General features: G+C 52.0%; 11 protein-coding genes. 7 read left to right on the top strand and 4 right to left on the bottom strand.

From position 1 onward, the window contains the following. The first annotated feature begins 17 nt into the window (after positions 1-17). From Q7J88_RS09505 to aat, 3 genes are read left to right on the top strand one after another with little or no spacing between them, the layout of a single operon-like run. Positions 18-329 carry an ATP-dependent Clp protease adaptor ClpS gene (locus Q7J88_RS09505; protein WP_303721940.1) on the top strand — a complete coding sequence of 104 codons (312 nt, stop codon included), beginning with the start codon at positions 18-20 and terminating at the stop codon, positions 327-329. A 15-nt stretch (positions 330-344) separates the two neighbouring features. Then, the gene (gene clpA, locus Q7J88_RS09500) at positions 345-2,597 is read left to right on the top strand and encodes an ATP-dependent Clp protease ATP-binding subunit ClpA (RefSeq protein ID WP_303721941.1); all 2,253 of its coding nucleotides are present in this window, start codon (positions 345-347) and stop codon (positions 2,595-2,597) included. Then, positions 2,597-3,298 carry a leucyl/phenylalanyl-tRNA--protein transferase gene (gene aat, locus Q7J88_RS09495; protein WP_303721939.1) on the top strand — a complete coding sequence of 234 codons (702 nt, stop codon included), beginning with the start codon at positions 2,597-2,599 and terminating at the stop codon, positions 3,296-3,298. The genes clpA and aat overlap by 1 nt, the downstream gene beginning before the upstream one ends. 59 nt (positions 3,299-3,357) lie before the next feature. On the opposite strand, the gene Q7J88_RS09490 is transcribed toward aat, so the two are convergent. From Q7J88_RS09490 to tnpA, 4 genes are all read right to left on the bottom strand, one after another. Then, complete coding sequence (locus tag Q7J88_RS09490) at positions 3,358-3,834, bottom strand: cache domain-containing protein (protein ID WP_303721938.1); 477 nt, start codon at positions 3,832-3,834, stop codon at positions 3,358-3,360. 310 nt (positions 3,835-4,144) lie between these two features. Then, a complete protein-coding gene (rdgC, locus tag Q7J88_RS09485; RefSeq protein ID WP_303721937.1) occupies positions 4,145-5,314 on the bottom strand; it encodes a recombination-associated protein RdgC in 1,170 nt (389 codons plus the stop codon). Positions 5,315-5,369: 55 nt separating this feature from the next. Beyond that, positions 5,370-5,765: a hypothetical protein gene (locus Q7J88_RS09480; RefSeq protein WP_303721936.1), complete on the bottom strand. Its 396-nt coding sequence runs from the start codon at positions 5,763-5,765 to the stop codon at positions 5,370-5,372. A 534-nt stretch (positions 5,766-6,299) separates the two neighbouring features. After that, positions 6,300-6,713: an IS200/IS605 family transposase gene (gene tnpA / locus Q7J88_RS09475; protein WP_303721935.1), complete on the bottom strand. Its 414-nt coding sequence runs from the start codon at positions 6,711-6,713 to the stop codon at positions 6,300-6,302. A 21-nt stretch (positions 6,714-6,734) separates the two neighbouring features. On the opposite strand from tnpA, the gene Q7J88_RS09470 reads away from it, so the two are divergent. From Q7J88_RS09470 to Q7J88_RS09455, 4 genes are all read left to right on the top strand, one after another. Continuing rightward, positions 6,735-7,919 carry a transposase gene (locus Q7J88_RS09470; protein ID WP_303721934.1) on the top strand — a complete coding sequence of 395 codons (1,185 nt, stop codon included), beginning with the start codon at positions 6,735-6,737 and terminating at the stop codon, positions 7,917-7,919. Between the two features lie 152 nt (positions 7,920-8,071). Further along, positions 8,072-9,181 carry a class I SAM-dependent RNA methyltransferase gene (locus Q7J88_RS09465; protein WP_303721933.1) on the top strand — a complete coding sequence of 370 codons (1,110 nt, stop codon included), beginning with the start codon at positions 8,072-8,074 and terminating at the stop codon, positions 9,179-9,181. Positions 9,182-9,286: 105 nt separating this feature from the next. Then, on the top strand, positions 9,287-9,484 hold the full coding sequence (gene rpsU, locus Q7J88_RS09460) for a 30S ribosomal protein S21 (protein WP_303721932.1): 198 nt from the start codon (positions 9,287-9,289) through the stop codon (positions 9,482-9,484). Positions 9,485-9,620: 136 nt separating this feature from the next. Further along, a partial coding sequence (locus Q7J88_RS09455; RefSeq protein WP_303721931.1) for a glycoside hydrolase family 3 protein occupies positions 9,621-11,807 on the top strand: 2,187 nt, incomplete at its 3' end.

Genomic DNA, 11,807 nt, shown 5'->3' with positions numbered 1-11,807 from the left:
TAAGGTAAAATTGACACATGGCTGAGAATAGCGGTAATAAAACCAAAACTGTGGTCAAAACCGAAGAGCAGGTTACAACGCCCTCTCTTTTCAAGGTGTTGATGCACAACGATGATTATACCACGATGGAGTTTGTCATCGAGGTTTTACAGGAGATTTTCCATAAGCCGGCAACTGAGGCAGAAAAAATTATGCTGACAATCCACTTTCAAGGAGTGGGGCATTGCGGCATTTTTCCTTATGCAATTGCCGAGACCAAGGCGGATCAGGTTCGCATGCGGGCGCGGAAGGCGGGTTTCCCACTGCGTTGTTCTCTCGAGGAGGCCTAAGGAACGGTGGCAGAAATGTTTAATCAGGATGTCCAAATCGCATTTACCCTTGCCGTTCGTGAGGCTCAACGGCGACGGCACGAATACTTGACGACAGAACATGTGCTATATGCGCTGTTGTTCGAAGGGGTCGGGCAACAAATCCTGACCGCCTGCGGTGGGGATGTCGAAGGTTTGAAGGAGCAGCTGGAGACCTTCTTTGATATGCATCTTGAGCACCTCCCCGAGGGGGTCGAAGATGATGATGTGCCGCGCCAGACTTTGGCGTTACAGCGGATGCTGCAGCGCACAGTGCTGCACATGCAGGCCTCGAACCAACGCGAAGTCGGCGTTGGGGATTTGCTGGCCGCAATTTTAGAGGAGGAAAACTCTCACGCTTGCTTTTTCTTGCAGAATCAGGGAATCGAACGGGTCGACTTGCTCGATTTTATTTCGCATGGAGCCCCTTCGAGTTCCGCTTCCGATGAACCTAAAGAACGGCCAGCCGAGCAGCCGCCGGGGGAAAAGGGCAAACCGAAACAGCAACCGCCCGATCCGCTTGAGTCCTATACTATCGACCTGATTGCACGAGCCAAAGAGGGAAAGATTGATCCCTTGATCGGTCGTGAGCAGGAACTTGAACGGGCGATACTGGTACTCTGCCGCCGTCGCAAGAATAATCCGATTTTTGTTGGCGAACCTGGGGTCGGTAAAACCGCAATGGCTGAAGGCTTGGCACTAAGGGTTGCCGAAGGGAACGTCCCGGAGTTGCTCAAGAACAGTGAACTGTTCACTCTTGATATGGGCGCGTTGCTCGCCGGCACCAAATTCCGCGGCGACTTTGAAGAGCGGCTCAAAGCGGTGGTTGCTGCCCTGCAAAAGAGGGAACAAGCAATCCTGTTTATCGATGAGATCCACACTATCGTTGGCGCGGGAGCAACCAGCGGGGGCTCCCTCGACGCCTCCAACATTCTCAAGCCGGCCCTCGGTTCGGGAGAACTGCGCTGCATCGGCTCGACGACTTATGAAGAGTATCGAAATCTGTTCGACAAAGATCGAGCGCTATCGCGCCGGTTTCAGAAGATCGACCTGCACGAACCGAGTATTGAAGAAGCTCTAGAAATACTCAAAGGGCTCAGTTCCCGTTACGAAGAACACCATCAGGTGAAGTATTTGACGGAAGCACTGGAATCGGCGGTGAAGCTGTCGGTTAAGCACCTGCCGCAAAGGCATCTGCCGGACAAAGCAATCGATGTGATCGATGAAGCGGGTGCACAACAGCGGCTCGATGATAAGTTGAAGAAACCGATCGGCCTTGATGAGATCGAGCGGGTGGTAGCACGGATGGCGCGAGTGCCGATCCGAACTGTTACTGGCAGTGATCGCCAGCGGTTGCGCTATCTGGAGCGAGATTTGAAGCGCGTGGTTTTCGGACAGAATCCGGCGATTGAAAGTCTGGTAAAGTCGATCCACCGTTCCAGGGCCGGGTTGGGCCATCCGGACAAACCGGTCGGATCGTTGCTGTTTACAGGGCCGACCGGGGTCGGTAAAACAGAGGTTGCACGGCAACTAGCCATGCAGCTTGGGGTCAAGTTCCTGCGCTTCGATATGAGTGAATACATGGAGAAACACTCGGTCGCTCGGCTGATCGGTGCCCCGCCGGGGTATGTCGGGTTCGACCAGGGTGGTTTGCTGACTGAGGAGGTGAGTAAAAATCCCTGGTCGGTGCTGCTCCTCGATGAAATCGAAAAAGCCCATCCCGACCTGTTCAATATTTTGTTACAGGTGATGGACCATGGTACTCTGACCGACAATAACGGTAAAGAGACCGATTTCCGTAATGTCATACTGATTATGACCAGTAATATAGGTGGCCGGCAGATGAACGTCACGCCGATCGGCTTCGGGAACCGGGCGGCGACGGCTCCGAAAAATGCGGTTGAAAAAGCATTTTCGCCAGAATTCCGTAATCGTCTCGATGCTACAATTCATTTTTCGCCGCTCGATGAGAAGGTCATGTTGCTGGTTGTTGACAAGTTTCTGGGGGAGCTTTCCAAGCAACTTGCTGAGCGCAATGTTCGCATCAAGGTTTCACCGGTCGCCCGCCGGAGCCTTGCCAAAAGAGGCTATGATCCGCTCTTTGGTGCCCGCCCGATGGGCCGCCTGATTCAGACCGAGTTGAGCGACCAGTTGGCGGAGCAGATCCTCTTCGGCGAGCTGCGTGCAGGTGGTGAAGTGAGAATTGGCTGTAAAGCGGATACGCTGACTTTCAAGTTTATTCTGGACTGATGCCTTGTTACCAGCTTGATGAAGAGCTTTGGTTTCCGCCGATCGACGCTGCCGATGATTATGGCCTGTTGGCGGTCGGCGGGGACCTTTCTCCAGAACGTCTATTGCTCGCCTACAGCCTCGGAATTTTTCCTTGGTACAATCCAGGGGAACCGATCCTCTGGTGGTCACCCGACCCCCGCTGCGTACTTTACCCCTCCGAGTTGCATATTTCTCGTTCGATGCGTAAATTTATGCGTAAAAATCTATACCGTGTGTCTTTCGATGAAAATTTTCCGGGGGTGATTTACTGGTGTCGTCGTTTGCGGAAAAACCTTGATGGCAGTGGCACCTGGATTACATCGGAGATGGAAAAGGCTTTCATCCGACTGCATGAACTCGGCTTTGCCCATTCTGTTGAGTGTTGGGATGGCGATGAGTTGGTGGGAGGAATTTACGGGGTTTGCTTGGGGTACTGCTTCTGTGGCGAGTCGATGTTCAGTCGTCGTACCAACGCATCAAAGCTGGTGTTGATACACTTGGTGCAGAAACTGGAAACGCTTGGCTTCGAGTTGCTTGATTGCCAGCAAACTACCGGTCATCTGCTCAGCATGGGGGCGACGGAAATTTCGCGGATCGAATTTCAGCAGCATTTGCGGGTTGCCGAAGTGCCTCCCTATGGTCCCTTGGTGAGCAGGTTTTGCAAATCTGATTTGGTTTGAAACAAAAAGCGGAGGCCTGATGGCCTCCGCTTTTTAGTTGGTTTTGGGGTGCTTAAATTCTAGCGATAGATACCTGCGGCGGTGAACAGCGAGGTGCCCGGAATCCGATAGACGTAGGTTTCCTTGATAGATGGCTCTGTTTCGCCGGGTTTCGGCCACATATATTCGACCCAGCCTTCACCTTTGGTTCCGGCAGTGACGACCAGGTCAACGAACAGCATCTTCGGTTCGTCGACGTTTTTATCCGGTGTGCTCAGTAGGCTTTTCATCTTCATTAGACCCGGGTTCATCGGGTGGGCAAGCATCTTACCTGTCAGATCCATGACAAAAACGTAGGAATCTTTCCAAACGAACTTGCCATCTTTTTTGGAAATCTCAGCAAGGGCTGCGTCCTTGTCTTTGAGGATGGCTTCGGCTGCTTTTTTACTCATTGCAATACAATCGGCAACAGTTGCCTTGTGTTCGTTGGCAAAGCTGTTCACACTAATTGTGAGCAGGATGAATGAAGCGAAAATCAAGGCCAGAAGTTTTTTCATAGTCAGTCTCCTTTGTCCCCCAAGCTGGGCATGGCTGGTTATTGCCTGTATGAAATATTGCGACGGAATTCCAAAAATCCTGAGTTAACTATAACATCGTTTTACTAATTGTAAAACGGTTTTTAAGTTTCGCGTGAGATGTTTTTTTTAGGGTTCTTGTTTCTTTTTTGAGTATTGTTATATTGTCAAAAAAAACATGTGGTTATGGTTTTTGGCTTGGCTCTGCAGCGTGAGGAGGAAATTGTGAGAGATAAGCACCTCCCCGAACCTTTTTAGGCGGTTAGTGGGGAGGAGATCTGAACCTCTGTTATTATTCTGTCTTTAGCCAATCGTCGATTGCAGCGGCTTCAAGTTTCCAACCATCTCCCAAGCGTAGCTCGAGGAAAGATTTCAGCAGGCTGTTGAACATCTGCTCACCCTCTTCCATGATCCCGAGTTTGGTTAAAAATGCTGCTTCCGCTTCAGCTAACGGATCATCGTTCGGATCACTCTCTGGGCGAACCATCGGGGTGCGGAAACTGCCGAACTGGAAACGTTCTCCTTTGAGGGTCAGTTTCCAGCACTCCTCCTCTTCGCGGCGAAAATGTAGTGTTGCTTCTTCAATCTCTTTATTCTGTGCCAAGGCTGCCCGCACTTCGAGGTAATGGTCTTGCGGACCGGCAACGACGACCTTTTGCTGGCCTTCTTGTCCACCTCCGACAAGTACGAAACGACTGTCGAGAAATGCTGTGAACGGTTGTTGGGGCAGTTGTGGACCATCGCAATTGATACTGTAGTTTGAACCGCTGTTGAGGGTGCGGTAGAAAAGCCAGCGCAAGAACTCGACACCGAGCCAGCGGTTCGATTCGATCTGGTCGAGTACCGCATCGGTCTGCGCCTGGTTCGATTGCTGAAGTATTTCCAGCAGTGATGCCGGCAACAGCTGTTCAGCGCGCGACAGTGGGTGGAGCAGCTGCAGTCGAAGGCCAACAAACGTCTGATGAAACAACCCTTGGAAAGAGTCGATCACTTTCTGACTGAGTGAGCAAAGCCGCAGTAGCTGCCGCTCTGTATCCCAGACCACATCGTAGCAGGAAGGCGCTGGCAAGGTTCTGGCCATTAGCAAGCTGCGGGCGGTGTCGCGGATCTGCTCGAGTTCACCTTTGGGAACCCGGTTAAAGGTTGGATTGTTGACAAGAAATTTGTTGCTCAGCTGAGCGACCTGCCGTTTAAGTAGGGCGGCAGGTACTCGGCGACGATCTTCACGCAAGGTGAAGCACAAGTATTGATCTCGTCGAAACAATGATTCCTTGGCGAAGCTGCTCGATTCGTAATCGTCCAGTTCTACCCAGCCGGTGGAAAGCTCTTCGGCTGATTGTTCGATCGAACTGAAGCCTGCACCGGTGAGTTGTTGTTGGATCTCTGAAATTTGCTCCTGCAGGTTGAGGGGACCGACAACCTGAAAGTAGCAAACACTGGAGGATGCAGCTAAAAAGCCCATCTTTTATACTCCTTAAATAATTAGAAAGAATTATGCCTGGATCAGCAATTTCGGATCAGTAGTAGTGGAAATAGTAATGGCCGCCATATCCTTGGTGGTAGGTTCTTTTGTGCTCTGCCAACTGGTTAAGCAGGTGATTGAGCATTTCCTCTTCGAAGAAGCTTTGTTTGATGAAGTAATGCCCCATCTGCTGTTGGTGGGAGCGCTGATGAAGAAACCGGCCTCGATAATATTTGCTGTAAGACCGGTCTTGACGCCGTCGCTTCGTCTGTGTCGGCTCGGGGCTGCTACGATGGCGAAAGAAAGAGGCTGCAGGTAGGCGCTCGCATTGCTTTTGAAATTGCGGTACGGTTTCATGCGCTTGGTTCAGGTCCTGAAATAGGCGTTGCTGTTTTCCCTTGGAGCTCGTTGCAGATAATGCGAATCGATCCGGGTGGTTCGCCTTGGCCATTTTCCGATATGCAGAGCGCACCCCGGATGGTTGTTGATAATGCAGACAATCATGGCTTAAATTCAGGTCGGAACCGAATAGTGTTTGGCAGGCTCGGAAGACTTCGGCTTCAGTGATTTGTGGCATAAAAGGAAAAAACCTGGATGATCTATAGGGCCTAATGGCCAAGTTGATTTGCTTGGCTTTTTATAGCGCAGAACTTTTCCAGAGACAAGAATGAAGAGCTGCTGCTGAACAACTTTAGCTTTGGTTTCGGCCCTTGATAAACTTGTCAAGTCGCAGTTGGTCCTCCTGCAGGATGTTGATATAGCGCATTCCTGAAACATTAATAGTTTCATCCTGTTCCGGGCGTGTCCAGACAACTTCTGCCAAGGTGCAGACTGCTGGTTTGCCGTCGTCAAGATTGAGCTGCAGCAGGCAAGGTTCGGAGGGGCGACAGGCGGGCGCAGGTTGAAGCGGAATCCGCCACTGCTGATATTGACCAGAATGCGCGACAAGCCCCGTCTCTTCAGGGCGGGGAAGGATAGCCCGCCGCTACAGCTGCGTCTGTTGCCCCTCAATGTACTGCCGGATGATCGAAATTGGTGCACCTCCACAGCTTGATGCAAAGTAGCTTGGAGACCAGAGCATGCCCCGCCAGTAGCGGTCTGCGATGTCGGGCCTGATCTTGCGGAGCATGCGGCTAGAAACTCCCTTGAGGCTGTTTACAAGCTTTGAAACAGAGGCCTTCGGCGGGTATTCTACGAGAAGGTGGACGTGATCGTCTTCACCATCGAACTCTTTGAGCGTTGCTTCGAAATCTCCACAAACTTTTGAAAAGATAGAACTCAGATGCTCGATGGCGTTGCCATCGAGCACATGCCGCCTATATTTAGTCACAAAGACCAAATGAACGTGCATCTTAAATACACAATGTCTTCCGTGTCTTATCTCTTGATCTTTTGCCATAGACCAACTATAATCTAGCTCGTGATTAAACTCAAGGCCTATAAATTCAGACTTAAATTAACGCCAACGCAGGAGTGGCAATGTCGCAACTTCGCTGGACAGGTTCGCTTTGTTTGGAATAAGGGGCTGAGCCTCCAGAAAGAGCGGTTGAGTCGCAACGAAAAGACGCTGGGCTACGTTAAACTTTGCAGCGAACTTACGCGCTGGCGCAACAGCGAGGAGACCGAGTTTCTGGCCGAAGGACCTAATCACACGCAGCAGCAGAAGCTTAAAGATCTCAATTTGGCGCTGAAAGATGCTTTTGATAAATCACAGCCGAACAAACGGTTTCCGGTCACCAAAAAGAAAGGAAAATGTCGAGATTCCTTCAGATTTCCAGATCCAGAGCAATTTGAGGTCGATTTCGGGCACCGCCAGATAAAGCTGCCAAAACTCGGTTGGATTCGTCTCCAAAAAACCAGCAAGCGACAGAAAAAACGCCTAAAAATCGAAGGAACCCCGAAGCAGATCACCGTCACCCGAAAAGGCGAGTTCTGGTTTGCGTCGATTCAGGTGGAAATCGAAACAGAGGACGTAGTTCACGCCTCCACGACGGCTGTTGGTGGAGATTTGGGTGTTGCCAAGTTTCTCGCGCTTTCAGACGGAACGATTTACGATTCTATTAATTCTTTCAAGAAGTTACAGAAGAGGTTAGCGCGAGAACAACAAAAGTTCGCCAGAATGGTGAAATTCTCTAAAAACTGGAAAAAGCAGCAAAAGAAAATCGCCAGAATTCACGAAAAGATTGCCAATTGCCGCCACGATCATATCCACAAAATCTCGGACGAAATCAGCAAAAACCACGCGGTTGTCGTGCTCGAAGATTTGCGGATAATCAACATGTCGAAGTCGGCAAAAGGCGATCAGGAAAACCCCGGCAAGAACGTAAAAGCCAAGTCAGGTTTGAACAGGTCGATTCTCGACCAGGGCTGGGGAATGTTTCGTGAGTTGGTTGAGTACAAGCAGAAGTGGCGCGGTGGGCAACTTGTCTTGATTCCGCCGATGTTTACATCACAAGAGTGCTCCGCTTGCCATCACGTCTCCAAAAATAACCGGAAGACGCAGTCGCTGTTCATTTGTGAGGCCTGCGGCCACACAAAAGACGCCGACCTGAATGCGGCGGAAAATATTTATGCGGCAGGGCATGCCGTTTATGCCTCGTCTTAGTCGAGCCCAAGGCTCGGCGAAGCAGGAACCCGTCAGAGGGCGCTTGAGCGCTCGCCTGGGAATCCCCGTCTCTTCAGGGCGGGGAGGATGTCAAATAGCAGGGTTTGAAGTCCTCTAAAATTAGCGGGGCTGTCGAGTGGAGGTTTGTTGAAATGTCGAAACAGTTCAATAGTTTCTTTGCTGTGACTCCGCCCGGATTCGAGCCGGTTTGCGCACACGAACTTGACAGGCTTGGATTGACTGATGTGCACCTGCTCGCTGGAGGAGTGGAGTTCTCCGGTGGTTTGCAGGAACTGTATCTGGCCAATCTCTGGCTGCGTTCTGCAGGGCGTGTTCTCGTACGGGTCGGCAATGTGCAGGCGAGGGATTTCCCGACCCTATACAAGCGGTTGTTGCGTTTGCCATGGGGCAGCTTTATCAAGCCGGGCACTGACCCTGTCATCCGGGCGACTTGCCACCGTTCGCGGCTATCCCACTCAGGACGGGTCGCAGAAACCTGTCAACAGGCGATTCGAAAAGCGCTGGGAGCGGCGGAGTCTTCCTCGATGCAGGCGGCAATTTATCTGCGCTTGGAAGATGATCGTTGCCAGGTTTCGATCGACAGCACTGGGGATCTGTTGCATCGTCGCGGCTATCGGCAGGCGAATGTTGCCGCACCGTTGCGGGAAAACCTAGCCGCTGGCTGCCTGCTCACACTCGGCTACGATGGTTCAGTTCCGCTGATCGATGCGATGACCGGTTCTGGTACCTTCGCCATTGAGGCTGCCTTGATTGCCCGGAACCTGGCACCGGGAGCCGCGCGTAAGTTTGCATTTATGGGGTGGCCTAAATATCGGTCCGGACTCTGGAATCAGCTGTTGCTGGAGGCGCAACAAGCCGAACGGCCGGCCCTGGAATCGATTCTTGCGATTGATAGCAATCCGAAGGCGATTATAGCCGCTCAAAAAAATATGGAAGCTGCACACTTGTTTGACGATATTGCTTTGCACTGTCAGCGGATACAGGAACTTTCACCTCCGCAGGTGAGTGGACTGATTATCTGCAATCCCCCCTATGGGGAGCGGCTTGGACGGACTGCTGCGCTGCAGGCGTTGTATAAAGATCTGGGACGGATTTATGGTGAAACCTTTTCTTCCTGGCGCGGGGCGATGGTCTGCCCCGACAGTGCTCTGGCGCGCAGTACCGGGGTCCCGTTTACAGCAACAATCCGTTTTTCCAACGGCGGAATTCGGGTGGCATTGCTGGAAAAACAACAGAAATGACAGAAAACACTAAAAAACCTTGACTTGCACTATGGCTGCCGCTATAAGTTCAAACTCTTGTGACTTCTGGTTACAAAGATAGAAAAGAAAGCGGGGTGATTGTTTGTGGAAATCACTGTTATCGACGGTAACGTCGAAAAAGCGATTAAAGTTCTAAAGCGTAAGCTGCAGCAGGAAGGACTCTTCCGTGAAATGAAGCAGCGTAAGTTTTACGAGAAGCCGAGCGTGAAGCGTAAGCGCAAAGAAAAAGAAGCCCAACGCCGTCTGCGTAAGAAGATGCGCGCGATGAAGCGCTTCAGCTAATCGCGATAGATTGCAAAGAAAAAGGCCACTGGAAGCAGTGGCCTTTTTCTTTGCCGCTTGCAGACACCGGTTCCAGACGATACCATTAAACAGACCTCTTTAAAGTTCAATCCTCTTCGCCAAATGGGGGATTCGGATGATGAACAAAGCGATCCTCACTTTAATACTCTTCTGCTTGTTCTTGTGGCCGCTTTGTTTTCCTGTCTCGGCTGCAATCTTCACCGGTGACTTGTCGCAAGCCCAATTGGACCGACTGGACCAGACCATCAGCCAGCTGAGCGTCGAGGAAAAAATCGGTCAGCTGCTAATGGTCGGGTTCTTGGGAGAGACCGAAGAGGAACAACTGGCTTTGGCGAAGAAGCTGGTTCACGATTACCATGTCGGTGGTTTCATTCTCTTTTCGCGTAACTTCAACAGCGACCCGTCCAGGTCGATTCCCGAGAACGTCGCCCGCCTGACAGATACTTTGCAAGGTTACGTCGAACCTTTAGATCACAATCGCATCCCGTTGCTGATCGCCACCGACCAGGAAAACGGGGCGGTTTTGCAGGTCAAAAAAGATGTCACGATTCTGCCCAGTGCTATGGCGCTTGGTGCGACCCATAACCTGGAATACGCTTATCAGGCGGGGCGCATTACGGGGCAGGAACTCAGCCTGCTCGGCATCAATATGGTACTGGCGCCGGTGGCTGACGTGCACAACAATGGCGACAACGACATCATCGGCACCCGCTCCTTCGGCTCGAATATCGAACTGGTCGAACGGATGAGCCTGCAGTTCATGCGCGGTCTGCAGCAAGGGGGCGTCCTTTCGGTGGCAAAACATTTCCCCGGACATGGCGGCACCGATGAAGATCCGCACGAAACCCTGCCGCTGGTTTCCTACGATCGTGAAATAATTATGCGCAAGGCGCGACCCTTCGACACCCTGGCCCGCGAGGGAGTCAATGCGCTGATGACGACCCATATGGAGTTTGAAGCGCTCAACCTCGGGCGCGACATACCGATCAGTCTGTCACTTCGCGGTGTCAAGGAACTGGTGAGGGACAGAATGGAGTTCGATCGAGTCGTCCTGCCGGATGATCTGTCCGAGATGGAAGCGGTGCGTTTGACCCGTCACGGCAGCGATGACGCCGGAAAACGCAGCTATGAAGAAATTACCCGCATGGCGGTTGAAGCGACCAGCGACCTGTTGATCTTTGCCCACATTACCGAAACTGCGACTGAAAAGCGCAAGTTTACCCTGACCGAGTTCGATGGTGTCATCCGCGAGCTGAAAGCCTATTTCTCCAGTCATCCGGCGCAGCTTGACCTGTCGGTCAAACGCATTCTCGCTCTCAAACTGAGAACTTCCGCTGCACAGGGTAGCCCCTCGCTTTGGGCAACGGTGAGTGAAACTGATTACAGCGCCTTGCTAGGGCGGCTTGACGCGATGCGTGATGAACACGAAAAGTTGGCGGTTGCCATGACCGACGCGGCTATCCTGCTGGTCAATGACGCCTTTGACCTGTTCGACCCGGATGACAGAAAAGGGCCGCTCACGGATATTGGGCGCAACGATCCTATTGTAGTCGTCGCACCGGTCTACACCCGTAACGACTTGTCACCCTTGGTCAGAAATCATTACGGAAACATAGATTCTTTCCACCTCAACTACGGCAAGTGGCAGAGCAGGCCGATCACCAGGGAAGGTGATAACGAAACCGAAGTCAGCACTGCGGAGCTGGCAGACGCCTTCGACCGGTCCAAGCTGGTTATCTGTGGCCTGATCAACCGAGATCAGGCGAAAATTCTCGAACAGGTGTTCGATATCCTCGCAAGGCGTGGCAGCAGGGTTCCGATTGTCGCGATCGCCTACCATGAGCCGAACCTGCTCGACTACCATCTGATCCGCAACATCTCCTACCTAGCGGCTTTTTCTAATTCGCTGCCCGCCAATCAGTCTGTCTACAAGGCGTTGCGGGGCGAAATCAGACCTGTCGGGCGCAAATACTTGCCGGTCACAATTCCGCAGATCTTTCCCGATTTTCGCAATAGCGCGGAGATTGTGCCTCGTCCCGTCGACCTAGTAAGCGTGAGCACCGAAAAACATGGCGGTGGTTCCGTCGCTCCTGCCAGCCCACAGCAGGTTCTGCGTGGGAAAAGCGTCAATTTTCAAATCGCTCCTGAGTCAGGCTACCTCGTTGATACCGTCAGTGGATGCTCCGGCGTCCTGCAGGGACTGACTTACACCACCGGTATACTGCAGGAAGATTGCTCTGTTGTCGCCACGTTCAAGAAAATCACCGAAAATGATCCGTTGCCACCGTCTCATCAGGGCAAA

The organism is Malonomonas rubra (assembly GCF_003247215.1).
Lineage (GTDB): Bacteria > Desulfobacterota > Desulfuromonadia > Desulfuromonadales > Geopsychrobacteraceae > Malonomonas > Malonomonas rubra_A.
Note: the sequence above shows the minus strand (reverse complement) of the source record. Positions and strands in the feature narration are given on the sequence as shown.

Bases quoted from the DNA above. Each gene is read 5' to 3' on its own strand.
- Q7J88_RS09505 (WP_303721940.1), top strand. From the start codon at position 18: ATGGCTGAGAATAGCGGTAATAAAACCAAAACTGTGGTCAAAACCGAA.
- clpA (WP_303721941.1), top strand. From the start codon at position 345: ATGTTTAATCAGGATGTCCAAATCGCATTTACCCTTGCCGTTCGTGAG.
- aat (WP_303721939.1), top strand. From the start codon at position 2,597: ATGCCTTGTTACCAGCTTGATGAAGAGCTTTGGTTTCCGCCGATCGAC.
- Q7J88_RS09490 (WP_303721938.1), bottom strand. From the start codon at position 3,834: ATGAAAAAACTTCTGGCCTTGATTTTCGCTTCATTCATCCTGCTCACA.
- rdgC (WP_303721937.1), bottom strand. From the start codon at position 5,314: ATGGGCTTTTTAGCTGCATCCTCCAGTGTTTGCTACTTTCAGGTTGTC.
- Q7J88_RS09480 (WP_303721936.1), bottom strand. From the start codon at position 5,765: ATGGCCAAGGCGAACCACCCGGATCGATTCGCATTATCTGCAACGAGC.
- tnpA (WP_303721935.1), bottom strand. From the start codon at position 6,713: ATGGCAAAAGATCAAGAGATAAGACACGGAAGACATTGTGTATTTAAG.
- Q7J88_RS09465 (WP_303721933.1), top strand. From the start codon at position 8,072: ATGTCGAAACAGTTCAATAGTTTCTTTGCTGTGACTCCGCCCGGATTC.